30 protein-coding genes are annotated in these 24493 nt (G+C 70.2%); 12 read left to right on the top strand and 18 right to left on the bottom strand.

What is annotated here, in order from left to right; translation table 11 throughout:
* The first annotated feature begins 50 nt into the window (after window positions 1–50).
* The gene (locus Ari01nite_RS32675; RefSeq protein WP_239163225.1) at window positions 51–590 is read left to right on the top strand and encodes a DUF4245 domain-containing protein; all 540 of its coding nucleotides are present in this window, start codon (window positions 51–53) and stop codon (window positions 588–590) included.
* Window positions 591–614: 24 nt separating this feature from the next.
* Window positions 615–1454: a hypothetical protein gene (locus tag Ari01nite_RS32670; RefSeq protein ID WP_203786087.1), complete on the top strand. Its 840-nt coding sequence runs from the start codon at window positions 615–617 to the stop codon at window positions 1452–1454.
* 123 nt (window positions 1455–1577) lie between these two features.
* On the opposite strand, the gene Ari01nite_RS32665 is transcribed toward Ari01nite_RS32670, so the two are convergent.
* From Ari01nite_RS32665 to Ari01nite_RS32650, 4 genes are read right to left on the bottom strand one after another with little or no spacing between them, the layout of a single operon-like run.
* On the bottom strand, window positions 1578–1787 hold the full coding sequence (locus Ari01nite_RS32665) for an exodeoxyribonuclease VII small subunit (protein ID WP_203786086.1): 210 nt from the start codon (window positions 1785–1787) through the stop codon (window positions 1578–1580).
* Window positions 1784–3019, bottom strand: coding sequence for an exodeoxyribonuclease VII large subunit (gene xseA / locus Ari01nite_RS32660; RefSeq protein WP_203786085.1), 1236 nt, complete (start codon window positions 3017–3019; stop codon window positions 1784–1786). The genes Ari01nite_RS32665 and xseA overlap by 4 nt, the downstream gene beginning before the upstream one ends.
* Window positions 3020–3028: 9 nt before the next feature.
* Window positions 3029–3601: a hypothetical protein gene (locus tag Ari01nite_RS32655; RefSeq protein ID WP_203786084.1), complete on the bottom strand. Its 573-nt coding sequence runs from the start codon at window positions 3599–3601 to the stop codon at window positions 3029–3031.
* 51 nt (window positions 3602–3652) lie between these two features.
* Window positions 3653–4192 carry a hypothetical protein gene (locus Ari01nite_RS32650; protein ID WP_203786083.1) on the bottom strand — a complete coding sequence of 180 codons (540 nt, stop codon included), beginning with the start codon at window positions 4190–4192 and terminating at the stop codon, window positions 3653–3655.
* A gap of 9 nt (window positions 4193–4201) precedes the next feature.
* Between Ari01nite_RS32650 and Ari01nite_RS32645 the strand changes: the two genes are divergently transcribed.
* Window positions 4202–5263: a 4-hydroxy-3-methylbut-2-enyl diphosphate reductase gene (locus Ari01nite_RS32645; protein ID WP_438872257.1), complete on the top strand. Its 1062-nt coding sequence runs from the start codon at window positions 4202–4204 to the stop codon at window positions 5261–5263.
* On the opposite strand, the gene Ari01nite_RS32640 is transcribed toward Ari01nite_RS32645, so the two are convergent.
* Window positions 5260–6405 (bottom strand): DNA recombination protein RmuC, encoded by a 1146-nt coding sequence (locus tag Ari01nite_RS32640; RefSeq protein ID WP_203786081.1) that lies wholly within the window; start codon window positions 6403–6405, stop codon window positions 5260–5262. The two genes, Ari01nite_RS32645 and Ari01nite_RS32640, sit on opposite strands and share 4 nt — an antisense overlap.
* 55 nt (window positions 6406–6460) lie before the next feature.
* Here Ari01nite_RS32640 and Ari01nite_RS32635 point away from each other — a divergent pair, with 55 nt between their 5' ends.
* The gene (locus Ari01nite_RS32635) at window positions 6461–7213 is read left to right on the top strand and encodes a hypothetical protein (protein ID WP_203786080.1); all 753 of its coding nucleotides are present in this window, start codon (window positions 6461–6463) and stop codon (window positions 7211–7213) included.
* A 2-nt stretch (window positions 7214–7215) separates the two neighbouring features.
* Here the strand turns inward: Ari01nite_RS32635 and Ari01nite_RS32630 are convergent, their stop codons facing one another.
* The 4 genes from Ari01nite_RS32630 to Ari01nite_RS32615 all read right to left on the bottom strand — a co-directional run bounded on the left by Ari01nite_RS32630 (window position 7216) and on the right by Ari01nite_RS32615 (window position 10338).
* Entirely contained in the window at window positions 7216–7752 is a 537-nt protein-coding gene (locus tag Ari01nite_RS32630) for a hypothetical protein (protein ID WP_203786079.1), read from the bottom strand.
* An 18-nt stretch (window positions 7753–7770) separates the two neighbouring features.
* A complete protein-coding gene (locus Ari01nite_RS32625; protein ID WP_203786078.1) occupies window positions 7771–8271 on the bottom strand; it encodes a GNAT family N-acetyltransferase in 501 nt (166 codons plus the stop codon).
* A 149-nt stretch (window positions 8272–8420) separates the two neighbouring features.
* A complete protein-coding gene (gene ychF / locus Ari01nite_RS32620) occupies window positions 8421–9506 on the bottom strand; it encodes a redox-regulated ATPase YchF (protein ID WP_203786077.1) in 1086 nt (361 codons plus the stop codon).
* 22 nt (window positions 9507–9528) lie between these two features.
* On the bottom strand, window positions 9529–10338 hold the full coding sequence (locus tag Ari01nite_RS32615; RefSeq protein WP_239163224.1) for an alpha/beta fold hydrolase: 810 nt from the start codon (window positions 10336–10338) through the stop codon (window positions 9529–9531).
* 107 nt (window positions 10339–10445) lie between these two features.
* Between Ari01nite_RS32615 and Ari01nite_RS32610 the strand changes: the two genes are divergently transcribed.
* The 3 genes from Ari01nite_RS32610 to valS all read left to right on the top strand — a co-directional run bounded on the left by Ari01nite_RS32610 (window position 10446) and on the right by valS (window position 15132).
* Window positions 10446–11972 (top strand): DNA-3-methyladenine glycosylase 2 family protein, encoded by a 1527-nt coding sequence (locus tag Ari01nite_RS32610; protein ID WP_203786076.1) that lies wholly within the window; start codon window positions 10446–10448, stop codon window positions 11970–11972.
* A gap of 85 nt (window positions 11973–12057) precedes the next feature.
* Window positions 12058–12549 carry a methylated-DNA--[protein]-cysteine S-methyltransferase gene (locus Ari01nite_RS32605; protein WP_203786075.1) on the top strand — a complete coding sequence of 164 codons (492 nt, stop codon included), beginning with the start codon at window positions 12058–12060 and terminating at the stop codon, window positions 12547–12549.
* A gap of 39 nt (window positions 12550–12588) precedes the next feature.
* Complete coding sequence (valS, locus tag Ari01nite_RS32600; RefSeq protein ID WP_203786074.1) at window positions 12589–15132, top strand: valine--tRNA ligase; 2544 nt, start codon at window positions 12589–12591, stop codon at window positions 15130–15132.
* A gap of 469 nt (window positions 15133–15601) precedes the next feature.
* On the opposite strand, the gene Ari01nite_RS32595 is transcribed toward valS, so the two are convergent.
* Window positions 15602–16087, bottom strand: a complete 486-nt coding sequence (locus Ari01nite_RS32595; RefSeq protein ID WP_203786073.1) for an NUDIX hydrolase — start codon at window positions 16085–16087, stop codon at window positions 15602–15604.
* 23 nt (window positions 16088–16110) lie between these two features.
* Here Ari01nite_RS32595 and Ari01nite_RS32590 point away from each other — a divergent pair, with 23 nt between their 5' ends.
* The gene (locus tag Ari01nite_RS32590) at window positions 16111–16425 is read left to right on the top strand and encodes a DUF1905 domain-containing protein (protein ID WP_239163223.1); all 315 of its coding nucleotides are present in this window, start codon (window positions 16111–16113) and stop codon (window positions 16423–16425) included.
* A gap of 23 nt (window positions 16426–16448) precedes the next feature.
* On the opposite strand, the gene Ari01nite_RS32585 is transcribed toward Ari01nite_RS32590, so the two are convergent.
* From Ari01nite_RS32585 to Ari01nite_RS32575, 3 genes are all read right to left on the bottom strand, one after another.
* Entirely contained in the window at window positions 16449–16973 is a 525-nt protein-coding gene (locus Ari01nite_RS32585; protein ID WP_203786072.1) for a helix-turn-helix domain-containing protein, read from the bottom strand.
* A gap of 98 nt (window positions 16974–17071) precedes the next feature.
* Complete coding sequence (locus Ari01nite_RS32580; protein WP_203786071.1) at window positions 17072–17344, bottom strand: hypothetical protein; 273 nt, start codon at window positions 17342–17344, stop codon at window positions 17072–17074.
* A 1042-nt stretch (window positions 17345–18386) separates the two neighbouring features.
* The gene (locus tag Ari01nite_RS32575; RefSeq protein WP_203786070.1) at window positions 18387–18857 is read right to left on the bottom strand and encodes a GNAT family N-acetyltransferase; all 471 of its coding nucleotides are present in this window, start codon (window positions 18855–18857) and stop codon (window positions 18387–18389) included.
* Between the two features lie 64 nt (window positions 18858–18921).
* Here Ari01nite_RS32575 and Ari01nite_RS32570 point away from each other — a divergent pair, with 64 nt between their 5' ends.
* Window positions 18922–19512, top strand: a complete 591-nt coding sequence (locus Ari01nite_RS32570; RefSeq protein WP_239163222.1) for a TetR/AcrR family transcriptional regulator — start codon at window positions 18922–18924, stop codon at window positions 19510–19512.
* 116 nt (window positions 19513–19628) lie between these two features.
* On the opposite strand, the gene Ari01nite_RS32565 is transcribed toward Ari01nite_RS32570, so the two are convergent.
* The 3 genes from Ari01nite_RS32565 to Ari01nite_RS32555 form a co-directional block, all read right to left on the bottom strand.
* On the bottom strand, window positions 19629–20120 hold the full coding sequence (locus tag Ari01nite_RS32565; protein WP_203786069.1) for an SRPBCC family protein: 492 nt from the start codon (window positions 20118–20120) through the stop codon (window positions 19629–19631).
* Window positions 20107–20454, bottom strand: a complete 348-nt coding sequence (locus tag Ari01nite_RS32560) for an ArsR/SmtB family transcription factor (RefSeq protein WP_203786068.1) — start codon at window positions 20452–20454, stop codon at window positions 20107–20109. The genes Ari01nite_RS32565 and Ari01nite_RS32560 overlap by 14 nt, the downstream gene beginning before the upstream one ends.
* Before the next feature lie 77 nt (window positions 20455–20531).
* A complete protein-coding gene (locus tag Ari01nite_RS32555; protein ID WP_203786067.1) occupies window positions 20532–20990 on the bottom strand; it encodes a MarR family winged helix-turn-helix transcriptional regulator in 459 nt (152 codons plus the stop codon).
* Between the two features lie 141 nt (window positions 20991–21131).
* Between Ari01nite_RS32555 and Ari01nite_RS32550 the strand changes: the two genes are divergently transcribed.
* The 3 genes from Ari01nite_RS32550 to Ari01nite_RS32540 all read left to right on the top strand — a co-directional run bounded on the left by Ari01nite_RS32550 (window position 21132) and on the right by Ari01nite_RS32540 (window position 23683).
* A complete protein-coding gene (locus Ari01nite_RS32550) occupies window positions 21132–21929 on the top strand; it encodes a G5 domain-containing protein (RefSeq protein ID WP_203786066.1) in 798 nt (265 codons plus the stop codon).
* 135 nt (window positions 21930–22064) lie between these two features.
* A complete protein-coding gene (locus Ari01nite_RS32545; RefSeq protein WP_203786065.1) occupies window positions 22065–22889 on the top strand; it encodes a nucleotidyltransferase domain-containing protein in 825 nt (274 codons plus the stop codon).
* Window positions 22886–23683 (top strand): Type 1 glutamine amidotransferase-like domain-containing protein, encoded by a 798-nt coding sequence (locus Ari01nite_RS32540; protein ID WP_203786064.1) that lies wholly within the window; start codon window positions 22886–22888, stop codon window positions 23681–23683. The genes Ari01nite_RS32545 and Ari01nite_RS32540 overlap by 4 nt, the downstream gene beginning before the upstream one ends.
* Here the strand turns inward: Ari01nite_RS32540 and Ari01nite_RS32535 are convergent.
* Both Ari01nite_RS32535 and Ari01nite_RS32530 read right to left on the bottom strand, forming a co-directional pair.
* On the bottom strand, window positions 23671–24033 hold the full coding sequence (locus Ari01nite_RS32535) for a PH domain-containing protein (RefSeq protein ID WP_203786063.1): 363 nt from the start codon (window positions 24031–24033) through the stop codon (window positions 23671–23673). The genes Ari01nite_RS32540 and Ari01nite_RS32535 overlap by 13 nt on opposite strands.
* A gap of 23 nt (window positions 24034–24056) precedes the next feature.
* Window positions 24057–24368: a 4a-hydroxytetrahydrobiopterin dehydratase gene (locus tag Ari01nite_RS32530; protein WP_203786062.1), complete on the bottom strand. Its 312-nt coding sequence runs from the start codon at window positions 24366–24368 to the stop codon at window positions 24057–24059.
* Window positions 24369–24493 lie beyond the last annotated feature (125 nt).

The raw sequence follows: 24493 nt of genomic DNA, 5'->3' as shown, positions 1-24493 counted from the left end.
TGCCCGGATGCGCAAAGTCCCGCATCAGCGACATGGTTAACAATGGGTGTGTGGAACCCGCATCCCCGCCTCGCCTGGAGCGTGGACAGGAACGCTCGCCCCGCGACATGGCCATGTCGCTGGCCGTGCTGCTGATCCCGATCGCCCTGCTGCTCGTCTTCTACCGGGTGGTGCTCAGCGGCGACGCGCCGATTACGGTCGACCCGGCGCCGGCCATCGACGAGGCGCGGCGGGCGGCGGCGTTCACCGTCCTGGTGCCGCACGAACTGGGCGAGGACTGGCACACGTCGTCCGCGACGTTCAACCGGCACGACGGCGGGGCGACGCTGCGGCTCGGCTACGTCGACCCGGACGACGACCCGGTCCAGCTGCTGCAGAGCAGCGTCGCGCCGGCCACCCTGCTGCGGAGCGAACTGGGCGACTCGGCCAAGGCGCTGGGCAACGTCCGCAACGCGGTGGGGGTCTGGCGGGTCTACGACGCGCGGCCGGGCGAGCGGGCGATCGTGCTGACCGAGGCGAACCGGACAATCGTCGTGGTGGGCCGCACCGACCTCGCCAATCTTGAGACGCTTGCCACCTCGCTGCGGTAGCGCGTTGATCTAAGCTCCCCGGCCATGACTGCTCAGCGGGTCCTGGTCGTCCTGGTGGCCGGCATCTTCCTGGCCGGATGCACCAGCTCCGGCAATCCGGATGAGTCCGACCCGCCGGTGGTGGTGCCCACCGACCCGAAGGCCGCGCTCGCCGCCTCCACCACGGAGCTGCGTGCCGGGAACTACGCCTTCACCGCCCAGACACCGACCGGCGCGGCGCGGGGCGCGGTGCACTTGGCCAGCAAGAGCGCGACCGTGGAGCTGACCACCACCGGCCCGGAGCCGACCAGGTTCGAGGCGGTCGTGGTCGAGCCGGACCGCTGGGTGCGGCTCACCGCGGACACGTCGGGTTTGGCGGCCGCGCTGGACAACGTCGACACCACCGACGCGGAGGCCGCGGCGCTGGCGGCCGGCCTGCGCGAGACGGTCGAACTGTTCAGCGGCCAGTCCTGGCTGCACGTCGAAGCCGGCAAGGCGAAGCCGGGCGGCGACCTGGACATCGACCTGTCCGATCCGGACCTGACCGGCGCGTCGGCCCTGGTCGCCGGCGCACTGACGGTGCAGCGCGACAACCGCACGATCACCGGCAGGCTGGACGCCTCGAAGGCTGGCGGCTCCGGCCTGCTGGACACCGACACGGCAGCCGCGATGGGCGCCGCCGCAAAGTCCCTGCCGTTCACTGCAACGCTGGACGACCGAGGCCGCCTCACCAGACTGGAGTTCGACGCACCCGCCGCCGACGACGTACCGGCCGGCAAATGGAGCATTTCCATCGCTGGGTATGGCGAACAGGCACCGACCGCAAAGCCGACCGGCGCAGTGAAGGAGATGCCGGCGAGCGGCTACGAGGCGGTAGACGGCTGACAGCCGCTCCGCCCCGCCAAACGGTCGCCAGGCGCCTGGCCGCCGCGCCGCCAGGCCGTCGCCCGGCGGCGGGTCGCGTCGGGTCCTGCGTCGCCGGTCGGCGTCCTTGCCGCCGGGCCGGCCCTAGCCGTCTGCCTCTGCTCGGGCTGCCCGGGCCGCGTCGATCCGCTCCCGCGCGCCGTCCAGCCAGCGCTGGCAGACGTCGGCCAGTTTTTCGCCGCGTTCCCAGAGGGCCAGTGACTCCTCCAGCGAACTGCCGCCCTGTTCCAGCCGCTCCACCACCGAGGCGAGCTCGCTGCGGGCCTGTTCGTAACTCAGCTTTTCGTCGGTCATTCGTTCTCCCGTACCGCCGCACGCAGCTCGCCCTCGGCGAGCCGCACCCGGAGAATCTCGTCGATTTTCACTTCGTCTGCCGCGCGCACCACATGGCCGTCGTCGCGCTGGACGATCGCGTATCCGCGCTGAAGCGTGGCGGCCGGTGACAGCGCGCGCAGCCGGGCCACCGTGTGCCGCAGGTCGTCGTCGGCGCGGCGCAGCCGGTGGTCGAGGCTGCGGACCGCCCGCTCGCGCAGCGCCGTCACGTCGCCGGCGCGCTGGTCGATCAGCAGCTCGGGCCGGGCCAGCGAGGGCCGCGACCGCCACGCCTCGATCCGGTGTTCCTCGCGCTCGACCAGGGTGAGCACGGCCCGCTCGATCCGGCGGCGGGCGATGTCGATCAGCTGGCGTTCCTCGGCCAGGTCGGGCACGATCCGCTTGGCCGCGTCGGTGGGCGTGGAGGCGCGCAGGTCGGCCACGTAGTCGAGCAGCGGCGCATCGGTCTCGTGCCCGATGGCGCTGACCACCGGCGTGCGGCAGCCGAAGACCGCCCGGCACAGCGCCTCGTCGGAGAACGGCAGCAGATCCTCGACGCTCCCGCCGCCGCGGGCGATCACGATAACGTCGATGGTGTCGTCGTTGTCGAGCACCTTGAGCGCGTCGATGATCTGCGGGACGGCGGTGGGGCCCTGGACGGGCACGTTGATCACCCGGAAGTCGACGGCGGGCCAGCGGCGGCGCGTGTTCATCAGCACGTCGCGCTCGGCCGCGCTGGCCCGTCCGGTGATCAGGCCGATCCGGCCGGGCAGGAACGGCAACCGGCGCTTGCGCTCGCGGGCGAACAGCCCCTCGGCGGCGAGCAGCTTTTTCAGCCGCTCGAGGCGGGCCAGCAACTCGCCGAGGCCGACCTGGCGGATCTCGTCGGCGCGCAGGCTCAGCGTGCCGCGGGCGGGATAGAACTCGGGTTTGGCGTGCAGCGTGACCCGGGCGCCCTCGGCCAGCTCGGGGGCGCCGCTGTCGAGCACGTCGCGGTGGGCGGTGACGGTGAGGCTGAGATCGGCCGAGGGATCGCGCAGGGTGAGGAAGACGACCGACGAGCCGGGCCGCCGGCTGATCTGGGCGACCTGACCGTCCACCCACACCCAGCCCAGCTTGGCGATCCAGGCGCCGACCTTTTGGCTGACCACCCGAACCGGCCACGGCTCGTCGGCGGTGCTCTTGGGGGGCGCGGTCGCCTCGGGCTCGCTCACCCGGCCAGATTACGGAAGCCCTCCGACATTTTCGTCGCGCGGTGCCGGGGCCCGGTGCTCGGCGTGCGTGGCGTGCCGGCCGGCCGGTGCGCGCCGGGACCGCCCGCCGGCCGGGCGCAGCTGCGTGACCAGGACCAGCACGAAGAAGCCCGCGCAACCCCAGAAGATCAGGTCGGCGACCAGATGCGACACGTCGACGTGCCATTCGCCGGCACCGCCGCCCAGCAGGGTGAACGGAAAGCCGTGCCGTTCCGGATACTGACGCAGGCAGCACCCGGCCGAGGTGGACGGCAGCGCACTCAGCACCAGGCCGGCCACCGCGACCGCACCACCGGCCAGATACCCCGCCGGTCCGGACCGTTTGCGCAGCAGCCCCACCGCGAGCAGGGCCAGGCCGGTCGACAGCAGCATGCCGTGGAAGATCAGGTAGGGCCCGTCGGTGCTGCCCGGACCGGTGTCGATGCCCATGGCCAGCCCGAGCAGGCCGAGTGCGGTGCCGGCCCACCCGGCGAGCAGCCGGAGCATGGTCACCGCGGACTCGATCAGACCGGGTTCGTCCGCCTCGGCGGTCGGCACAGCCATGCGCCGAGTATCCCGTCTGAAACCGACCCTACCGGGCCGAATCGGCCCAACTCACTCTCGGTCGCGACGCACCAGCACGGCGACGACCACAAGCAACAGGCCGACGTACGCCCACAGCAGCAGGTTGCCGGTCAGCGAGATCACATTGATCTGCCAGTCGGCGTCCTGGGCCAACCGGTACGCGGTGTCCGGGTCCTCGGCGACCGCACCGCGCCCGGCCCAGCTGAACGGCCAGCCACGGTCGATGACGTACGCGTAGGCACAGCAGATCTGCGCCGTACTGGCGAACAGGCCCGCGACGGTGCCGGCCAGCGCGGCGCCGGCCACCGTGACCGTGGTGGCCATCCGGGGCAGCCGGATCCGGTGTGGCATGAGCAGCACCAGCGCGCCGGCCGACAGCACCACGCCGACCAGCAGGTCGAGGAACGGATTGGGCCCGGTCAGGTTGACCAGGATCCAGGTGAGGCCGCCCACCAGGGTGACGGCGCCGAGCAGGAACCGGAGCAAGCGCAGAACTGGAGCCCACCAGGGGTCGGCGTGGGCGGTTTCGTCATCAATACGAGTTTCGTCGGCTTGGGGGGTGTCCGCCATCGCACGAGTATGGCCCTCTCCCGGCCCGAGCGGCAGCCTGTGGCGCACCTCGCAGACGAGCAGCCACGGGTGACCGGCACGTACCATTGCCGCGTGACCGAACCCCGTAAGCGTGTGTTGCTGGCCAAGCCGCGCGGCTACTGCGCCGGCGTCGACCGGGCGGTGCAGACCGTCGAGGAGGCGCTGAAGCTGTACGGTGCGCCGGTCTACGTACGCAAGCAGATCGTGCACAACAAACACGTGGTGAGCACGCTCGAGGCCCGCGGTGCGATCTTCGTCGAGGAGAACGAGGAGGTCCCCGAGGGGTCCACCGTCGTCTTCTCGGCGCACGGTGTCGCGCCCGAGGTGCACGAGCAGGCCCGCGAGCGCAACCTCAAGGCGATCGACGCCACCTGCCCGCTGGTCACCAAGGTGCACCACGAGGCCAAGCGGTTCGCCGCCGACGACTACGACATCCTGCTCATCGGCCACGAGGGCCACGAGGAGGTCATCGGCACGTCCGGCGAGGCCCCCGAGCACATCCAGCTGGTCGACGGCCCCGACTCGGTCGACCAGGTCGTGGTCCGTGACCCGGCCAAGGTGGTGTGGCTGTCGCAGACCACGCTCTCGGTCGACGAGACCATGGAGACCGTAGCCCGGCTCAAGACCCGGCTCCCGCTGCTCCAGTCGCCGCCCAGCGACGACATCTGCTACGCCACCCAAAACCGCCAGCACGTGGTCAAGGAGATCGCCCCCGACTGCGACGTGGTGATCGTCGTCGGCTCGACCAACTCGTCCAACTCGGTGCGCCTGGTCGAGGTCGCGCTCGACGCCGGCGCCCGGGCCGGCCACCTGGTCGACTACGCCTCCGAGATCCAGGACGAGTGGCTGGCCGGCGCCACCACGGTCGGCGTCTCGTCCGGCGCGAGCGTGCCCGAAGATCTCGTCATGGAGGTGCTGGCACACCTGGCCGAGCGCGGCTTCGGCGAAGTAACCGAATACACGACGGCCGAGGAACGCCTCACCTTCTCGCTGCCCCAGGAGCTGCGCCGCGACATGAAAGCGGCGGCTGCTGCCGCTCGTGCCAGCTAACTGGCCTCCTCCATCAGCTCGGGGGCCTGCGGTTGCCGGGGCGCCAGCTCGACCTGGGCGGGCACCGGGAGTGGGTGGTCGGAGACCCCCATCTCGGACAGCTTGCGGGCGCTGACCAGCACCCGGGACTCCAGCGAGCCGACCGCGCGGTTGTACGCCGTGACCGCGCCACCCAGGGCCGTGCCCAGCTTGCCGACGTGGTCGCCGAGCGTGGCCAGCCGCCCGTACAGCTCACGGGCCAGCCCGTGCACGGCCACCGCGTTGCGGGTCAGCGACTCCTGGCGCCACGAGTAGGCCACCGTGCGCAGCATCGCCACCAGCGTGGCCGGGGTGGCCAGCACCACGTTGCGCCGGAACGCGTGCTCCATCAGTGACGGGTCGTGCTGGAGCGCCGCGTCCAGGAACGGGTCGGCCGGCACGAACAGGATCACGAAGTCCGGGGCCGGCTCGAAGGCGGTCCAGTATTCCTTGGCGGCCAGCGCGTCGACGTGCCCGCGCAGGTGCCGGGCGTGCTGGCCGAGCGACGCGTCGCGCCCGCGCTCGTCCCGCGCCTCCATGGCCGACAGGTAGGCGTCCAGCGGCGCCTTGGCGTCGACCACCACGCTGCGCCCGCCGTGCAGCCGCACCACCAGGTCGGGGCGTACGCCCTGCCGGTCGGTGGTGCCACTGACCTGCTCGGCGAAGTCGCAGTGCTCCAACAGCCCGGCCGCCTCGACCACCCGGCGCAGCTGGTGTTCGCCCCACCGGCCCCGCACCTGCGGCGACCGCAGTGCCGCCACCAGCTGCTTCGTCTCGGTGCGCAGCTCACCCGAGACGGCGCCCATGGCGCGGACCTGCTCACGCAGTTCGGCGTAGGCGTCGATGCGTTCCCGTTCCAGCTCGACCACCCGCAGCTCGTAGCGGCGCAACGCGTCCTGCAGCGGGGCGACCGCGATGGCGACCGCCTCCTGGGACTGGGCGGCCGACTCGTAGGAGAGCGCGCGCAACGACTGCTCGAGCCGCTCCTCGCCGTCGCGGTGGGCCTGCACGGTCGCCTCGAGCCGGGCGATGTCGGTGGCCGCCCGCAGCCGGGCCGCCAGCCAGCCGAGCGCGGCCCCGACCGCAAGACAGACAACCACCACAGCCAGCGTCGAAACGGTCACAAAGCGCAGATTGCCAGACCGGTACGACAAGAACCGCGAGGGTACCGTGGAAAACATGAGCGTGTTGCTGGTTCTCGCCATTGTGATCGTGGTGCTGCTGGTCATTCTGCTGGTCCGGCAGGGCGTCCGGAGCGCGGACCGGAATCGGCTGGACGACGCGCGCGCCGACGCCCAGCGCTGGTATGAGCGGCTCGGCGGCCAGGTGATGAACCTGCATGCCGAGGACGCGGCGGCCCGTCAGGCGCTGGCCGACGCCGGCGAGCGCTACAACGCGGCCGGCGGTCAGCTGCAGCAGGCCAAGACCGTCAAGCAGTACGAACTGGCCCGCGAGTCGGCGCTGGAGGGTTTGACGTACGTGCGGGCGGCGCGCACCGCCATGGGCATCGACCCCGGTCCGGAGCTGCCCCCGCTCGCGGGTGCCCGCGGCGCCGGGCAGCTGACCATGGATCGCGAGGTCAGCGTGCAGGGCCACGCCTACAAGGCGGGCCCGCGGCCGGGCCCCGAGACGCCGTACTACTACCCCGGCGGCCGGGTGCAGGGCCGCCCGGTGCCGGCCGGCTGGTATTCGACCCCGGTGTGGAAGACCGCGCTGGGTGCCGGCGCCGGCGTCCTGGGCGGCATGCTCATCTTCGACGCCCTGTTCTCGCCCTCCTTCGGCGACATGGGCTACGGCGGCGGCTACCAGGACGGCTTCGAGGACGCGAACGCCGGCGACTTCGGCGGCGACGCGAGCGGCGACATGGGCGGCGGCGACTTCGGCGGCGGTGACTTCGGCGGCGGCGATTTTGGCGGCGGCTTCGACTTCTAGCTTTAGCTCATCCGGCGGTCAAGCTCGCGGCGCAGCGCCCGCGGCCCCGGCCAGAGCTCGCTGAGGTCGGCTGTGAAGGCGGGCACGTCGGCGGTCTCGCTCATCGGCGGTCCACCGAGGTCCTCGTCCTGCACCGGGTGCACCCGGTCCAGGTCGACCGGCGTGACCTCGAGCACCGAGCGCAAACCCACCCGCCGCACCACCACGGCCGAGATGTCCGCCCAGGCCAGCAGGATCGGGTCGCTGCCCTGGGCGGCCAGCTCCAGCCCACCCGACGAGACCCGCACCCACGTGGTCAGCGCCCCCCGGATCGACCACGCGTAGCATCCCGAGGCGAGCAGGCTGATCGCTCCCGCCTGAATGGCGGTGTGCCACCAGGGGTTCCCGGTCCCGCCGGACACCAGCGCCACAATCGGCGACACCAGCCCGAACGACACCATCAGCAACACGAACACCACCACAAACGTCCGCACCGGCGACGACCGGAACAACACCGCGTCGGTTGCCGGCGCCTGCACCTGCTCGGGCGCGATTGACATACCCTCCATGCTGCCCCGTCAGGCTCGCGACTCGCGCAGGTTCAGAAACATCACGTGCAGCCCGACCAGGCCATGCTCCGGGTGGTCGAACGCTTCCGGCACCGTGGCCAGCACCTCGAACCCGAGCGAGCGCCACAGGCGTACGGCAATCTCGTTGGTCTCCACGACGGCGTTGAACTGAATGCTGCGGTACCCACCGGCCCGCGCCCACGCCACGACATACTCGCCCAGCGCCCGCCCAACACCACGCCCCGAGTGCGCCGGATCAACCATGAAACTGGCGGTGGCCACGTGCGCCCCACGCCCCGGCCGGTTGGGCCCCATCTTGGCGCTGCCGAGCACCACCGCCCCGTCCACCGCCACCACCGTCCGACCGGGCGCCCGCTCCATCCACCATTCGCGGGCCTGCTCCAACCCAAGATCTTCCGGATAGGCGTACGAATCCCCCGCCGCAACGATCTCGCGGAAGAACGGATAGATGGCCGGCCAGTCCGCGCCCGAAGCGTCTCGGATAATCACCCGGCCACCGTAGTCCGACTCGCGGAGGACCGGCCGCCGCCTACAGACCGATGATCCGGACCCGCTTCCCGCGCAGCTTGACCATGTCGTCGACATCGGAGGTCAGCATCACCACTGGCGCAGGGAGTTGTCGAGCCGTCGGGCCGGAATCAGACGTTGAACCTGAACTCGACCACGTCGCCGTCTTTCATGATGTAGTCCTTGCCCTCCATGCGGACCTTGCCGGCCGCCTTCGCCGCGGACATCGAGCCCGCTGCCATCAATTCGTCGAAGCTGACGATTTCGGCCTTGATGAAGCCCCTCTGGAAGTCACTGTGGATGACGCCGGCCGCCTCGGGGGCCGTCGCGTTGCGCGGGATCACCCACGCGCGCGCCTCCTTGGGGCCCGCGGTCAGGTATGTCTGCAGGCCCAGCGTGTCGAAGCCGACACGGATCAGCTGGTTGAGGCCCGGCTCGGTCTGGCCGGTGGACTCCAGGAGCTCCTGGGCCTCCTCGGGGTCCAGGTCGATCAGCTCGGACTCGATCTTCGCGTCCATGAAGATGGCCTCGGCGGGGGCCACCAGCGCGCGCAGTTCGTCCAGGAACGCGGCGTTGCCCAATTCGGCCTCGTCGACGTTGAAGACGTACAGGAACGGCTTGGTGGTCAGCAGGTGCAACTCGGCCAGCAGGGCCACGTCGATGCCCGCGCCGGCCGCGCCCTGGTAGAGGGTCACGCCGTCGTTGAGCAGCTTGAACGCTGCTTCGGCCGCGGCCGCCGCGGGGGCCTTCTCCTTCTTGAGCTTGGCCTCCTTCTGCAGGCGGGGCAGGGCCTTCTCCACCGTTTGCAGGTCGGCCAGGATGAGCTCGGTGTTGATCGTCTCGATGTCGTCGGCCGGCGAGATCTTGCCGTCCACGTGCAGCACGTTCGGGTCGGAGAACGCGCGCACCACCTGGCAGATCGCGGACGCGTCGCGGATGTTGGCCAGGAACGCGTTGCCCCGGCCCTGACCCTTCGACGCGCCGCGGACCAGGCCGGCGATGTCGACGAAGCTCACCGGCGCCGGGATGATCTTTTCGCTCTGGAAGAGGGCGGCGAGCTTCTCCAGCCGGTCGTCCGGCAACCCGACGACGCCGACGTTCGGCTCGATCGTCGCGAACGGATAGTTCGCGGCGAGCACGTCGTTCTTGGTCAGGGCGTTGAACAGGGTGCTCTTGCCGACATTGGGCAGGCCGACGATTCCGATGGTGAGGCTCACGGAACGCCAGTCTACGCAGCCGCTAACCGAGGAACTTGCGCAGTTCCGCCGCGACGAGTCCGGGCTTGCCGTGATTGTCGGCGGCGAGATGACCCACCCCGTCCAGGGTCACCCGGCGCACCCGCGGCACGACCGCTTCCAGACCGGTCAAAACCCGTTTGAGGTACGACGCGGAGCGCGCACCCCCGAGCAGCAGGGTCTCCGCCGTGATCGCCGCGTATCGGTCGAACGGTCCGGACGCGTCCTCCACGACGGCCGCGTCCAGCAGCATCGTGGGGACGAGCCGGCCCACCTCACCCGTGCCGGACCAGCGCTCGGCCCGGAGAAACAGTGCGGCGAGTGGAATCAGGGCGGCTCTGGGCGCGTACCGCAAATCGCCTGTGCCCTTGGAGACCGTGACAAATGCAGCAGCAGTACGCCCGGCAGCCAGCTCTTTCTCGAATCGGGGCCGCCAGGCCACCGGATCGTCCGCACCGAGGCGCAGTGGCGGCTCGTAGAGCGCGAGCCGCCGGATCGCCGGCAGTTCGAGCGCGGCGTTGAGCGCAATGACCGCGCCCGAGCTCAGCCCGAACACGTTGCCCGCCCCCGTTTCGTCGAGCACCGCGGCCAGGTCGTCGATCTCGGCACGCAACCCGTGGTCGTCGGCCGCCGGTCCGCTCCGGCCCCGCCCGCGCCGGTCCGGCACGTACACGGTGAACGCGGTCGCCAGCAGCTCGGCGAGACGCGTGAAGTTCGCGGACGTCTGCAGGCCACCGTGCAGCAGCACAAGTTTCGGCCCGCCGCCCGCCGTCGCATAGGTCCGGTAGCGGATGTCGCTCCTCAACGCCTTCATGTGTCAACCGTAGTTGACGAAGCCGCGCGCGTCAACCGGAGTTGACACGCACAACCATGTCCGAATCCCGCCAGCCGAATGCCCCCGATCGGAGCAGACTCAACGGCATGGAACTGGACTTCGAACGGTGCTACCGGGCCGTGGACAGCCGGGACCAGCGGTTCGACGGCTGGTTCTTCACGGCCGTGACCAGCACCCGCATCTACTGCCGGCCGTCCTGCCCGGCCATCACGCCCAAGCGCGAGAACGTCACCTTCTATCCCAGCGCGGCCGCCGCCCAGCGAGCCGGCTTCCGCGCGTGCAAGCGTTGCCGCCCGGACGCCGCACCCGGCTCGCCCGAGTGGGACGTGCGCGCCGACCTGGTCGGGCGGGCTATGCGCCTGATCGGCGACGGCGTGGTCGACCGCGAGGGCGTGCCCGGCCTGGCAAGCCGCCTCGGCTACACGGAACGCCACCTGCACCGCCTGCTCACCGCGGAACTGGGCGCCGGCCCCCTGGCCCTTGCCCGGGCGCAGCGGGCCCAGACCGCGCGCATCCTGATCGAGACCACCGACCTGGGCCTCGCCGACATCGCGTTCGCCGCGGGTTTCGGCAGCGTCAGACAGTTCAACGACACAATCCTGCAGGTGTACGCGCAGGCGCCGAGCCAGCTGCGCGACCGCCGCCCGGCCCGGCAGACCGAGTCCGGCACGATCCACCTCAGGCTCGCCTATCGTTCGCCACTGCACATCCCCTCCCTGCTCGACTTCCTCGAACTGCGCGCTCTACCCGGCGTCGAGGAACGGTCCGGTGCCACGTACCACCGCGGTTTGACCTTGCCGCACGGAACCGCGACGGTCGCACTCACCCCGGCCGACCGCTGGGTCTCCGCGCAGCTGAGGATGGCGGACGTGCGCGACCTCGCGCCGGCCGTGGCCCGCTGCCGCCGGCTGTTCGATCTGGACGCCGACCCGGACGCCGTCGATGCCACGCTGGGTGCGGATCCCGCGCTCGCCGCCGCCGTGCACGCCGAGCCCGGAGTCCGGGTGCCGCGCGCGGTGGACGGCTTCGAGATGGCGGTGCGAGCGGTCGTTGGCCAGCAGGTCAGCGTGACCGGCGCCCGCACAACCCTGACCCGCCTGATCCGCGCACACCAATCCGCCGACCTGCGAACCGCCTCCGCGGAAGCCCTCCCCGGCTCCGCCGCCGCACCTGGCGGGGACGGCTCGCGCTCCGATTCTCCCGCCGTACCCGGCCGGGGCGCATCAGACTCAGGTCTGATTGGGTTTCCCACCGCGGCTGCGGTCGCCGAGCTGCCGGATTCCGCGTTCGGGATGCCGGTGGCGCGGCGGCAGACCATCCGGGCGCTGGCCGAGGCCGTCGCGGCCGGCAAGATCGATCTGGATCCGGGGGCGGATCGGGACGAATCGGTCGCCCGGCTGCTCGAACTGCCGGGGATCGGGGCGTGGACCGCCGGTTATGTGGCGATGCGCGCGATCGGTGACCCGGATGTCTTTCTGCCGACCGATCTGGCGGTGCGGCGGGGTGCGGCGGCTCTCGGGCTGCCGGCCACCCCGAAGGCTCTCGCCGAGTATGCCGAACGGTGGCGCCCGTGGCGGTCGTACGCCCTCATCCGATTGTGGAAATCAAGCTGAAGCGCGGTTATCCACAGGCCACCAAGATTCTCGCTCACGGCTGGCCCGAAGAGGCCAGGCTGTGCCCAACCCCCAGGAGGACCCGATGTTGAAGTACCAAATCATGACCACCCCGGCCGGCCCGTTGACGATTGTGGTGGGCCCGACGTCCGCGGTGCGCGCTGCCGGTTTCACGACCGACGTCGGCGAGTTGGTGTCGCTCATCCATCCCCGATTGCGCGGCGAGGCGGTGCCGGCCGACGACGTCGGACCGGTCACCTACCAGGTTCGGTCCTATTTCGACGGCGACCTCACGGCGCTCGACGAGGTGGAGGTCGAGCAGCTCACCGAGGGTGCCTTCATGTCGCACGCGTGGCGGGTCATGCGCGAGATCAAACCGGGCAGCCCGGTGACCTACACCCAGTTCGCCGAGCTGGCCGGTCGGCCGGCGGCGGTGCGCGCGGCCGCGGCGGCGTGCGCGCGCAACCCGGTCGCGCTGTTCACGCCGTGTCACCGGGTGCTGCGGCTGGACGGGTCGCTGGGCGGCTATCGATGGGGCCTGCCGGTCAAGCGGCAACTGCTCGATCACGAGGCATAATGCCGCGCTCGCGGCGCCCGCCAGCCGTAGCATCAGCCCATGACTGATACGGGAATGACCGCGCGCGCCGGTCTCCCCGAGCGACCGTCGCTGGACGGCCTCGAGGACAAGTGGGCGCGCCGCTGGCAGGAGGAGGGCACGTATACGTTCGACCGTTCCAAGGAGCGGGCGGACGTATACGCGATCGACACCCCTCCGCCGACCGTATCGGGCGAGCTGCACATGGGGCACGTCTTCTCCTACACCCACACCGACACGGTCGCGCGGTTCCAGCGGATGCGCGGCAAGACCGTCTTCTACCCGATGGGCTGGGACGACAACGGGCTGCCCACCGAGCGGCGGGTTCAGAACGTCTACGGTGTCCGGTGCGATCCGGCGCTGCCCTACGACCCCGACTGGCAGCCGCCGGCCACCGCACCCAAGGACACGGTCGCCATCTCGCGGCGCAACTTCGTCGAGCTGTGCGGCCGGCTCACCACCGAGGACGAGCAGGCGTTCGAGGCGCTGTGGCGGCGGCTCGGGCTGTCCGTCGACTGGGCGATGACGTACACGACAATCGGGGACCGGTCGCGGGCCGTTTCGCAGCGTGCCTTCCTCGACAACCTGGCCCGCGGCGAGGCATACACGGCCGAGGCCCCGACGCTCTGGGACACCGGCTTCCGCACCGCGGTCGCGCAGGCCGAACTGGAGGACCGGGACCGTCCCGGCGCCTACCACAAGCTGCGCTTCCACGGCCCGGACGGCCCGGTCGAGATCGACACGACCCGGCCTGAACTGCTCCCGGCCTGTGTCGCGCTGGTCTGCCATCCCGGTGACGAGCGGTTCCGCGGGCTGGTCGGGCGCACGGTCCGCACGCCGTTCTTCGACGTCGAGGTCCCGGTCCACGAGCATCCGCTGGCCGCGGCCGACAAGGGCACCGGCATCGCGATGGTCTGCACGTTCGGCGACCTCACCGACGTCACCTGGTGGCGCGACCTGCACCTGGAGACCCGGGTCGTCCTGGGCCGCGACGGCCGCTTCCTGCCGGACCGGCCGGCCGGCGTCCCCGCGGCGGCCTACCAGGCGTTCGCGGGGCTGACCGCCAACGCGGCCCGGCGCGAGATCGTCCGGCTGCTGCGTGAGACCGGCGACCTGATCGGCGAACCCACGCCGATCACGCACCCGGTCAAGTTCTACGAGCGCGGCGACGCACCGCTGGAGATCGTCACGAGCCGCCAGTGGTTCATCCGCAACGGCGGGCGCGATGCCGGGTTGCGGGAGCAGGTGCTGGCGCGGGGCCGGGAGTTGCGCTGGTACCCGGAGCACATGCGGCACCGGTACGAGCACTGGGTCAACGGCCTGACCGGGGATTGGCTGATCAGCCGGCAGAGATTCTTCGGCGTGCCCGTCCCGGTTTGGTACCGGCTCGACGACGCTGGCGAACCGGACTACGACCAGCTTCTCATACCGGACGAATCAGCGTTGCCGGTTGACCCTTCTTCGGAGTGTCCACCGGGTTTCGACGAGTCCCGGCGCGACGTCCCGGGCGGCTTCACCGCCGACCCGGACGTCATGGACACCTGGGCCACGTCGTCGCTGACCCCGCAGATCATCAGCGGCTGGCGGGCCGACGACGACCTGTTCGCCCGGGTCTACCCGATGGACCTCCGGCCGCAGGGTCACGACATCATCCGGACCTGGCTGTTCGCCTCGGTCCTGCGCGCCCACCAGGCCCACGACCGGCTGCCCTGGCACACCGTCGTCCTCTCCGGCTGGATCCTCGATCCCGACCGTAAAAAGATGTCAAAGTCCAAGGGCAACGTCGTCACCCCGATGGACCTGCTGGTCCAGAACGGTTCGGACGCGGTCCGCTACTGGGCCGCGAACGGCCGTCCCGGCGCCGACCTGGCCTTCGACCCGGCCCAGATCAAGGTCGGCCGGCGCCTGGCCACCAAGGTGCTCAACGCGTCCAAGTTCGCCCTCGGCCTCGGCGCCGGCTCGGCCCTGCGCCAGCCGGTCACCGAGCCGCTCGACCGCGCCATGCTGGCCCGCCTGGCCACCGTGGTCACCACCGCGACCGAGGCGTTCGACCGCTACGACCACACCGATGCGTTGCAGGCCACCGAGGCGTTCTTCTGGACCTTCTGCGACGACTACATCGAGCTGGTCAAGGAGCGGGCATACGCGCAGGGCCCGGCAGCCGACTCGGCCCGCGCCGCCCTGGCCGCCGGCCTGTCCGTCCTGCTGCGCCTGTTCGCCCCGTTCCTGCCGTACGTCACCGAGGAGGTCTGGTCCTGGTGGCGCTACGGCTCCGTCCACACGTCCACCTGGCCGACGAAATACGAGCTGACCCGAGTCGCCCCCGAGGGTGACCCCACCCTGCTCGACCTGGCCGGCGACGCCCTGCGCCAGGTCCGCCGCGCCAAATCCGACCGCAAACTGTCCATGAAGGCCGACGTCCCCCTGGCCGAGGCCCTGGGCCCAGCCGCCCTGCTCGACCGCCTGGCCATGATCGAGTCCGACCTCAAGGCCGCCGGCCGCATAGCCAAACTGGACCGCCTCCCCGACCGCACCCCGGAACTGGTGATCGCCTGCGCCTTCTGACCACCCGAGTCCGCCGCCGGCCCGCCACCGCGCGGGCCGGCGCACCCGGCCGCAGAGCCGCCAGGACGCACCCCGTCAGCGCGGCGTCCACGCCGTAGCCCGCCTTCCGGCTGCTTGCCCGTCGGTTGCCCGCCTGCCGGTTGCCCGCCTGCCACCACCCGGCGCCCGCTACCCGGCGCCCGCCACCCGGCGCCCGCCGGCCGCCAGCGCCGGGAGATCTTGACGCTGACACCACCCGAAACGGTGGCCTATCAACCAAGATCTATCCGCCTGGGACAACAGCGATCTGGACCACTGGGACCTTGACCCGAACACCACCGAACCGGGTGGTACCCGCGCCAAGATCTGTGAAGGGGTGGGGCGAGGGGGATCACGTGCTGGCAGGACTGCTCCGCACGGGCAGCAGCGACGGTCACCGTGTAACGCCCGGCCTGGAGGGTTCTGAGCGGACCCTCGACCGCGGAGCTGTCTAGCCGCGCTGGAACGACCAGCTCAGCATCTTGTCGTTGTGGTAGGGCATCACGCCGTGGAACGGGGCGGGCGTGTTGTCGAAGATCATGGGGAGCCACAGGTGGTCGCTGTCCCACATCGGGCGGGTGGTCAGGTCGTTCAGGGGGACCCATTCCAAGGTGCCCTCCTCGTTGCCGCCGTGGGGGATGCCGGTGAAGGAGTCGGCTCGGAACATGAAGCACAAGTAGTCGCGCTTCTTGGGGCCGAAGCCGGTCCACATGACGGTGCCGCGTAGTGCCAAGTCGGCCACGACCAGGCCGGACTCCTCGAAGACCTCGCGGCGTGCGCAGGTCAGCACGTCCTCGTCGGGTTCCACGTGGCCGCCCAGGCTGAGGAACTTGCCGTAGTGGAGGTCGTCGGTGCACTTGTTGCGGTGGATCAGCAGCACCTCGTCGCGGGCGGGTGACAGGACGAAGACGGCAGTCTGCAGGACCGGCGCGATCACCGGCGAAGTATCGCAGGGGGCGCTTGCGGCTGGTTCAATGGATCACCGTGGAGTGGGAGTTCGACGGCGAGATCATCGAGTGGCGTGGGCCGGCACCGTACTTCTTCGTGGCCATGTCCGAGGCCGACAGCGCCGAACTGAAGGAAGAGGCGCGGTCGCTGATCTATTGGGGCCAGGTGCCGGTGCAGGTCGTCATCGGCGACACCGAGTTCCGGACGGCGCTGTTTCCCCGGGAGGGGCGTTATCTGGTTCCGCTCAAGGACGCCGTCCGGAACGCCGAGGGCATCCACGAGGGTGACGTCGTGTCGGTGGTGTTGCGTCCGGCCCGGCGGGAATGAGCCGGGCCGGACGGCATGACGGGTCAGCGGACCTCGTTGCCGAGGGCCGTGCGGAGCAGGGTGATCTCCTCGGAGGCGGCGTGCCAGCCCTGGATCGACTCCGAGGGCGGGGCCGGGCGGCCGGACGGTTCGATCTCCATGTGCCAGCCGGTGTGCAGCGTGGTGTCGACGACCCAGCTGCCGCACTTCGGGCACTTGTAGCCCGATTCGCCGTCCCGGACCGCGGCGGTGCCGGTGTCGCGTACCGCCGCGGTCGACGTGATGGTGGGTTTGCGGCTGTGCATGTTGGCCGCGGTCCACAGCGTGTACCACTCGTCGACAACCGAGACCGGGATGCCGAACAGCTCGCCCAGACGTTGCACCAGCACCCATGAGGGCATCGCCTTGCCGGTGAACACCTTGGAGAGCGTGGCCTTGCTGTAACCGACCTGCTTGCCCAGCGTGCTGAGACACGGCTTGCCGGCCTGCACCATCGCGAACCTCAACTGCTCAATGAGTTCGACGTACGCCGTTTCCGGGTTCATCAGTTTGGCCCGCAACCGGGCCATCTCGTGATCACGCCTCGCTCCGGCGGGACGGCCTGGTCGGGCCGACGGTGGCCGGTGGGCCGGGTCGCGATCGGGTGCGCCGCCCCAACGGCCGTGGGTCATTCGGCACCGCCCACCCGGAACGGCCAGGACAGTGCCGGCAGCTGGCGGCCGTCGGCCACCGAACTGGCCAGCGTCGCGGCGACCAGGCCGACGCCGGCCAGGGCCAGCAGCACCGTCTCGACGCTGTAGCCGGCCCAGAGCATGACGTTCCCGCAGATGACGACGAGCAGGAAGACGAACACCCGCCAGCCGGGCCGGTGGTAACGCACCGTTGCCGGCCGCGGGTCCCACCACTCCGGGGGAGTGGGTGTGCTGTTGTCGGCGAACAAGTTGATATTTCCTCTCCCGTTGATGCGCCTGATTGGTCTCGGACCAACAAGGACGGGAGACCCTGATGGTGGACAGGGCCTCGCCGCCACGGCCCGGGATTGCGTCCCGGGGCTGCGCCCAGATTCCAGCACTCTGCGTTGCACCGATCAAGTCCTCGGTTGCGCACAGTTTTGGGGAAATGATCGTGAGACGGTTTCACCATCGGGCCTGTCGAGGGGCCGGAAAATAGTGCCCGGAATAGACAGGTCGAGGGCCGGACGACGCCATTTCCGGCATCGCTCCGGCCCTCGTCCGCCGGAAAGTCCGCCACCATAGCTGCTTCCCGGTTCCTACCGTCACCGACCTGGTCCGAGACCAATCAGACGCATCATCGGACGGAAATCGTGGACTTCCGCGCTCGGTACCCTACCCGCAGGCCGGGCTCGCGACTAGGCCCTCATCAGGGGATTCCACGCTGTCCTGGGTGGATCCCGCGGGCGCTGTCCCGAGAGGGTGCGGCCGGGCGGATCATCTCCGCTACCCCGGGGCAACACGACGAAACACCGCCGCTAGCCGGAGCAGGTGTGAGCAGGGCATCAGTCAAAATCGAATGATCGTACGGTGGGGATCGTCGCGAAACAATGCGAAACGCCGCCGGGTGCGGACACATGATCGACAGGCCGGTGACGTTGCCTGCCCGTCTCCCGGGGTTATGCCTGTTCGGGTTACTCGCCGTCCCGATCGGGGAATGCCGCCGGGGTCGATGGTGAGGCTGCGGCGTCGTTCCGAAACGTCGAGCCATTCGAGGTTCGATACCCGGCTCTCCCTTTGTTATTTTCCTACCACCCGGCGGGATTTACCGGCCGAATCCAATGTCTTTCCAAGTCCATTCTGGTCAACAGTTTCCCGGGGTATTCCAAGACGGACAAAAACTGACGAGCAAGTCTAACCGACCAAATAGCCTTTATGCCTCTATGGACGACACCACAGATCACGGAGAGTGAGATTTCGCCGTACCCTCTGCATGGTTCTTGTTGTTTCCTTCCGGGTCCGGACGGTGTGTCAATCTCGCGACCCGAGGGTGCGCTCGTAGCAAATCGAAAGATCAGAGCCGGTGTACGCGCCGAACAGTGGGATCCGGCGGTATCCCTCGCGCTCGTAGAACCGGATCGCGTCGGGCTGGGCGGTGCCGGTCTCGAGGCGCAGGGTGGTCCAGCCACGCTCGCATGCGGCCGACTCCAGGGCCCGGAGCAGAGCAATTGCCACGCCGGAACCGCGACCGGGCGGTTCCACGTACATCCTCTTGATCTCGGCGGACTCCGCAGCGAGCCGGCGCAAGGCGCCGCAGCCAACCGGGTGACCGTCGGCCGGATCGAGCGCCACCAGGAAGAGGTCGATGTCGGTGGCCGAGGGTGGCGGGCCCGGCTCGTGATCGTCGGTGCCGTAGCGAAGGTCGAGTTCGGTGCGCTGGGCGGCCCGCAACGCGACGCCGGCCGGGTCGTCCCACCCGCGCTGCTCGATGATCCAGGTCATGGGTGTCCCTCCACGCGTAACAGGCGTTACGGTAACAGCTGTTACGGATTGAGGAGGGAGATGCGTGTCACGACGAGCGGATCGGCCGGCGCAGGGCGAGGCGCTGTCCCGCGCGGTGTGGGACGTGCTGGCGCAGCAGGGCCTCGAACGGCTCACGGTGCGCGCGGTGGCGGCCGCCGCCGGCTGCACGACGGGCCTGGTCATGCACCGTTTCCCGAACCGGCGGGCCCTGCTGCGGCACGCCCGCGAACTGCTGCACGAGACCACCCGCCGCCGGGTCGAGGAACTTGAGGCGTCGGCCGGCTCGCCGCGGGCCGCGTTGCGCGCGGTGCTGCACCAGGGCCTGGCCACCGACCCGCAGACGATCAACGAGGCGGTGGTGTGGATGGGGTTCCTCGCGGCCGCCGTCGCCGACGACGAGTTGCTGGCCATTCACCGCCGCAACAATCACGCCTGGCGGCAGCGGATAACGCGCCTGGTCGGGGCCGCGGCGCCGACCTGGCCGGCGAGCCGGGTGTCCGCGGTCGCGCTCGGGCTGGTCGCGATGGCGGAAGGGGCGGCCGCCCTGGCGACCGCGGATCGGGTGACCTACCCGGCGACGGCGCAGGCCGACATGCTCGATACCGCGCTCGCGGCCTACGGGCTCGGCGGGTGAAGCTGTTGGGCGCGGGCAAGGTGCAACGTGGTGTATCCGTCGCCGGGCGCGCCACCGCAGCACCATGCGATGACAAAGTGGGCGGTCGCCTCGGCGACCGCCCGTTGCCCTCCGGGTCACTCCAGGGAACTCGCGACCTTTTCGAGAGCGTCGTACGACTCCTGCATGCCGCCCTCCATGCCGGACTCGATGATCGCGTCGCGGGTCGCCTTGTCGTTGCACTCGACCAGGACCTCGAAGTAGGTGCGGCCGTCCTTCTCGGTGAACGTGACCGTGTTGAGGGCCGCATTGTCGTCCGGGTTGGGTAGGCCCTCGAACGCCTCGGTGTTGACCAGGCGGTCGGGGGCGGAGATCTCGCGGTACTCGCCGTGGAACGCCACCTCGAAGCCCGGGTTGGCGGTCATCACGTAGCGCCAGCGACCGCCGACGCGCAGGTCGACCTCGACGCTGGTGACCTCGCCGCGCTCGCCGGCCCACCAGCGCTTGATCAGGTCGGGCTCGGTGTAGGCACGCCACACCAGGTGCCGGGGTGCGTCGAACTCGCGGGTGATCAGGATCTGGGTGTCGGCCGGCAGGGTCACCTTCGCCGAGTGGCTAGTCGTTGCCATGGTCTTCCTCCTCTTTCAAGTCCGCCAGTACGGCGTCCATCAGGTCGAAGCGGGTGTTCCACATCTGCTCGTACCGCCGCAGCCAGTCGTGGATCGAGCGCAGCGGCTCGGCGTTGATCCGGTACATCCGCTGGCGGCCGGCGTCGCGGACCCGGACCAGGTCGACCTCGCGCAGCACCCGCAGATGCTTGGAAACCAGGGGCTGGGCGAGACCGAGCATCTCGACCAGATCGTTGACCGGCCGCTCCCCCTGAGCCAGCAGATCAAGAATCTGCCGCCGCCGGGGCTCAGCCACCGCGTTGAACGCGTCCGTAGTCGTCGCCGCTCGTGCCATGAACCAATCGTATACCCATAACGGAATATGTCAACGGGCGCGAGTTTCCGATGCGCTGAGGGATGAGCGGCGGCCGCCTATGTATCGCTGGCTATGGCTTCCAGGGCGGCGGCCAGTTTGCGCAGGTCCAGGCCCTCAAGGTGGGCGAAGATGTGCCGCCGGACGCTGGCCAGATGGGCGGGCCACGCCTCGCGCAGGCGTTCCAGGCCCCGGGGGGTCAGCACCGCGTTCCAGCCGCGGGCGTCGTCCTCGCACTTGATGCGCTTCAGGTGGCCCTGCGACTCCAGCTTGGCGGCCAGGCGGGTCATGCCGCTCAAGGACATGTCGCATGCCTGGGCCAGTTCGCTCATCCGCATCATGCCGCACGGCGACTCGGACAAATGGCGCAGCACGCTGTATTCGCTCGCGGTCATCCGCTGTTCGCGTTCCAGGTCGGCGTTGAGTTGGCGGGGGAGCACCAACATGAGCCGTCCCAGGGCGCGCATGACCGCCTCCTCCTCCGGCGTCAGCGGAGTCAGTGGCGGTGTGGCCGACATGACATCGATGGTACGACCTCGGCAAACCCCCAAGATCGGCTCGCCCGCGCGCGTCCGGGTGCTTGCATCCGGCATTCCGCGCTGCACAATGCTTGGGTGCAAAACCAGACAACTAGTGACTCTTGGCAGCAACTGCTCGAAATGCCACGAAAGTCTTGGTGGGCCCGGCTGCCGTTCGGCGTGCGGATGACGGCCGGCACCAGTGCGCTGCTGATTCTCATCGGCGGCGGCGCGGCCGGCGTCGCCGCCCTGACCAGGGACGACAAGGCCGAACCGCCGCAGGTGGTCACCGCGGTCGGGCAGGCAGCCGCGGCGCCGCCGGCCGGCGGCCAACCGGCACCGGCCACGCCCCGGCGACCGGCCGCCCAAGCGCACTTCGACGCGGCGGACCCGGCCGCAGCGCGTACCTCTGACCAGGCCGACCGGACCGCCACGAGGAACCCCCGCGGCGCCGCGACCACCCGCCCGGAGCAACCGGCGGCACCCGCCGCGACCAGCGAGGTGCCGCCCGCGGCGGCATCGCCCGCCCGGCCGGCGCGGACCACCCGGACCGAGACCGAGACGCGCGAGATCCCGTTCGAGACCCGGCTGGTCCGCGACCCCAGGCTGCCGCGCGGCAGCAAGCGCGTGGAGAACCCGGGCGTTCCCGGCGAGGAGACGCTGCGCTACCTGGTGACCGTCACCGACGGCGTGCCCACCGACCGGCGGCTGATCGACGCGACCGTGACGCGACAGCCACAGCACCGGGTGGTCGCTTTCGGCAGCCGGCGCGGTGACCGGGAGTGCAAGCGCGCGCTCAACGTCTGCGTGCCGCTGGGCCGCAAGGCACCGTGCCCGGACCCGGTGGAGGAGAGCGCGGTCCACCTCGGCGGCTCGGTCACCGTGCTGGACCAGGATCTGGCGCTGCTGAACCCGGACGACCTGGAGCAGGCCTGCTGAAAGGCCGCGGCGGTCTGGACCCGGCGTGCTGAAAGGCAGGTCTGCGGAAAACCACAAAGCCGCCTGCGGAAACCCGCAATCGACCCTGCGGCCAACCGGGAGGCCGTCCCGCTGGAAACCGGGAAGACTAGCGGCATGTCACCGATCGACGAGAGCCTCGCCCGCGAGATCGCCACGGTGCCCGGCATCATCGGGGTCGTCCTCGGTGGCAGCCGGGCCCGGGGTTCGCACACCGCCGACTCCGACACCGACCTCGGGCTCTACTACCGGCGGCCGCTCGACGTGGCTCGCCTTGACCAGTTGGCCAAGTCGGTGGCGGGGCCGTCCGCTGTGGTCACCGAGCTCGGTGGCTGGGGTCCGTGGGTGGACGGCGGCGGCTGGTTGCGGATCGACGGCCACGCGGTCGACTGGATCTATCGCGATCTCGACCGGGTGCGAGGCGTGTGGGCCGAGGCGGAGCAGGGGCGGTTTGCGTTCCACCAGCAGCCGGGGCACCCGCTCGGCTTTCCCGACTTCGGGTATGTCGGCGAGCTGGCCCTCGGCCGCATCCTGGCCGATCCGACCGGCGAGCTCGGCGAGCTCCGGGAGAGGTTCGGCACCTTCCCGCCCAAGCTGGCCGAGGCCCTGGTCGCGGGCCTGTGGGAGGGCGACTTCCTGGTGGCGGTGGCACGCAAGGCGGTGTCCCGTGGCGACAGCGCATACGTGGCCGGATGTCTGTTCCGCCTGGTCGGGGTGTGCGCGCATGCCCTGCACGGGGCGGCCGGCAGGTGGCTGATCAACGAGAAGGGCGCGGTCGCCGCGTCCGCTCTGCTGCCGGGGGCACCGGATCGGTTCGGGGAGCGGGTGGACGCGATGTTTGCCGCGGTGGACGGCGACCCGATCCACCTGAGCGAGGCGATAGACGCGGCCGCCGATCTGGTGCTCGAAACCGCCGACGCGTGCGCGACCATGATGCGATGACCGCGGACGCGCCGACCATCCTCGCCGCCAGCGCCGGCTTCGTCCCGGACCGGCGCGGTGGAGTGCGGCCCGGCCCGATCCACCGGTTCGCCGCCGACCTGGCCGGCGCCAACCCGGCACGGGCCGGCGCTAATCCGGCGCGGCACGGTGCTAATCCGGCGCGGCCCGGTGCCGCCCAGACGCGGATTTGCCTGCTCGCGCAGGCCACCGGCGACCCGGCAGGCCTGATCGCGACCTGTTACGCGGCATTTGCGGGCACCGAGTTCGCCATGTCGCACCTGCAACTGTTCCCGATGCCGAACGTCGCCGACGTCCGCGCGCACCTGCTGGGCCAGGACGTGATCTGGGTGGAGGGCGGCAGCGTGGCCAACCTCTGCGCGGTCTGGCGGGCGCACGGGCTCGACGAGATCCTGTACGAGGCATGGCGGGCCGGCGTGGTGCTGGCCGGCATCTCGGCCGGGTCGATCTGCTGGCACCGGGGTGGGTGCACCGACAGCTACGGTCCCGAACTGCGCGGGTTCACCGACGGGCTGGGCTGGCTCCCGTACAGCAACGGCGTGCACTACGACAACGAGTCGCAGCGGCGCCCCACCATGCACCGGCTGATCGGCGACGGCACGCTGCCGGACGGCTACGCCACCGATGACGGTGCCGCACTGCTCTATCGCGACACCCGCCTGGTCGAGGCGGTGGCCGGCCGGCCCGGCCCGCGGGCCTACGAGTTGCGGCGTGCCGCGGACGGGACGGTGATCGAGACGGCGCTTCCTACCCGGGTGCTCGGCTACGAGGCGTAGTGCAGGATCACGTTGTGCACGTGGTGGGTCTTTTCCGAGCCGCGGAACTCGACCTCGTAGATGTGCTGGCCCACGGTGATGGCGATGGTGCCGGTGGAGAAGAACTGGCCGGCCCAGCTCTTGTTGGCCACCACGCTGACGCTGCTCACCTTGGAGTACGGGATGCTGGTGATCGCCACGCGCTTACCGACGAACGATTTGTCCTGGATGATGACGCGCCGGTTGGTCAGGCCGATGAAGCCGGTGCCGGCGCCGACCGCGTCGTAGACCGCGATGATCGTCTCGCCGTCGAGCAGGCCGCTCTCGATCTGCTGGAGCTGGCCCTTGTTGTCGTAGATGACGTCGCCCATGTTCCGAGCGTAGCGACACTTGGCTATGAGGTACCGACGACTGTGCGGTAGAAGTCCTCGATCCGCGCAGCCAGGGTCACCTCACCGTCCGTGATGGCCTCGCCGTCCCTGGAGCCCAGACAGATCTGTGTGTGACCGTCGAGCCGCCGGATGCTGGGCCGGATGTGCAGTGTGTCCGCCGCCACCTTGATCCGCTCGGTCAATGCGGCATGCTGGCTCTCGTCGCACACGAGTTCCCGCTTGAGCTGAACGCCGTCGCGCGTCCATCCGCTCAACAAGGCGAGTGCGTCACTTAGGTAGTCGGAGCGGTTTCCCCGTCGTCTTCTGGCCCGCATCGCCGCACCCCCTAGGCGTCGTTGCCGGCTTGTGGCCAAACTGTCGCCGTGTCGTCATGGTCGGTGCCCATAGTCTTGTCTCCCGCGACAAGCATGTCCACGCCCACATATACGTGTTTGCGTGA

It is taken from the genome of Paractinoplanes rishiriensis (assembly GCF_016862375.1).
Classification (GTDB): domain Bacteria; phylum Actinomycetota; class Actinomycetes; order Mycobacteriales; family Micromonosporaceae; genus Actinoplanes; species Actinoplanes rishiriensis.
This window is presented reverse-complemented; position numbering and strand designations above follow the sequence as displayed.

What these genes read in the sequence shown, in the direction of transcription:
- Ari01nite_RS32670 (WP_203786087.1), top strand. Translation starts at nt 615, where the DNA reads ATGACTGCTCAGCGGGTCCTGGTCGTCCTGGTGGCCGGCATCTTCCTG.
- Ari01nite_RS32665 (WP_203786086.1), bottom strand. Translation starts at nt 1,787, where the DNA reads ATGACCGACGAAAAGCTGAGTTACGAACAGGCCCGCAGCGAGCTCGCC.
- Ari01nite_RS32655 (WP_203786084.1), bottom strand. Translation starts at nt 3,601, where the DNA reads ATGGCTGTGCCGACCGCCGAGGCGGACGAACCCGGTCTGATCGAGTCC.
- Ari01nite_RS32650 (WP_203786083.1), bottom strand. Translation starts at nt 4,192, where the DNA reads ATGGCGGACACCCCCCAAGCCGACGAAACTCGTATTGATGACGAAACC.
- Ari01nite_RS32645 (WP_438872257.1), top strand. Translation starts at nt 4,202, where the DNA reads ATGGCCCTCTCCCGGCCCGAGCGGCAGCCTGTGGCGCACCTCGCAGAC.
- Ari01nite_RS32635 (WP_203786080.1), top strand. Translation starts at nt 6,461, where the DNA reads ATGAGCGTGTTGCTGGTTCTCGCCATTGTGATCGTGGTGCTGCTGGTC.
- Ari01nite_RS32630 (WP_203786079.1), bottom strand. Translation starts at nt 7,752, where the DNA reads ATGTCAATCGCGCCCGAGCAGGTGCAGGCGCCGGCAACCGACGCGGTG.
- Ari01nite_RS32615 (WP_239163224.1), bottom strand. Translation starts at nt 10,338, where the DNA reads ATGAAGGCGTTGAGGAGCGACATCCGCTACCGGACCTATGCGACGGCG.
- Ari01nite_RS32610 (WP_203786076.1), top strand. Translation starts at nt 10,446, where the DNA reads ATGGAACTGGACTTCGAACGGTGCTACCGGGCCGTGGACAGCCGGGAC.
- Ari01nite_RS32605 (WP_203786075.1), top strand. Translation starts at nt 12,058, where the DNA reads ATGTTGAAGTACCAAATCATGACCACCCCGGCCGGCCCGTTGACGATT.
- valS (WP_203786074.1), top strand. Translation starts at nt 12,589, where the DNA reads ATGACTGATACGGGAATGACCGCGCGCGCCGGTCTCCCCGAGCGACCG.
- Ari01nite_RS32585 (WP_203786072.1), bottom strand. Translation starts at nt 16,973, where the DNA reads ATGGCCCGGTTGCGGGCCAAACTGATGAACCCGGAAACGGCGTACGTC.
- Ari01nite_RS32575 (WP_203786070.1), bottom strand. Translation starts at nt 18,857, where the DNA reads ATGACCTGGATCATCGAGCAGCGCGGGTGGGACGACCCGGCCGGCGTC.
- Ari01nite_RS32565 (WP_203786069.1), bottom strand. Translation starts at nt 20,120, where the DNA reads ATGGCAACGACTAGCCACTCGGCGAAGGTGACCCTGCCGGCCGACACC.
- Ari01nite_RS32560 (WP_203786068.1), bottom strand. Translation starts at nt 20,454, where the DNA reads ATGGCACGAGCGGCGACGACTACGGACGCGTTCAACGCGGTGGCTGAG.
- Ari01nite_RS32555 (WP_203786067.1), bottom strand. Translation starts at nt 20,990, where the DNA reads ATGTCGGCCACACCGCCACTGACTCCGCTGACGCCGGAGGAGGAGGCG.
- Ari01nite_RS32550 (WP_203786066.1), top strand. Translation starts at nt 21,132, where the DNA reads ATGCCACGAAAGTCTTGGTGGGCCCGGCTGCCGTTCGGCGTGCGGATG.
- Ari01nite_RS32545 (WP_203786065.1), top strand. Translation starts at nt 22,065, where the DNA reads ATGTCACCGATCGACGAGAGCCTCGCCCGCGAGATCGCCACGGTGCCC.
- Ari01nite_RS32540 (WP_203786064.1), top strand. Translation starts at nt 22,886, where the DNA reads ATGACCGCGGACGCGCCGACCATCCTCGCCGCCAGCGCCGGCTTCGTC.
- Ari01nite_RS32535 (WP_203786063.1), bottom strand. Translation starts at nt 24,033, where the DNA reads ATGGGCGACGTCATCTACGACAACAAGGGCCAGCTCCAGCAGATCGAG.
- Ari01nite_RS32530 (WP_203786062.1), bottom strand. Translation starts at nt 24,368, where the DNA reads ATGCGGGCCAGAAGACGACGGGGAAACCGCTCCGACTACCTAAGTGAC.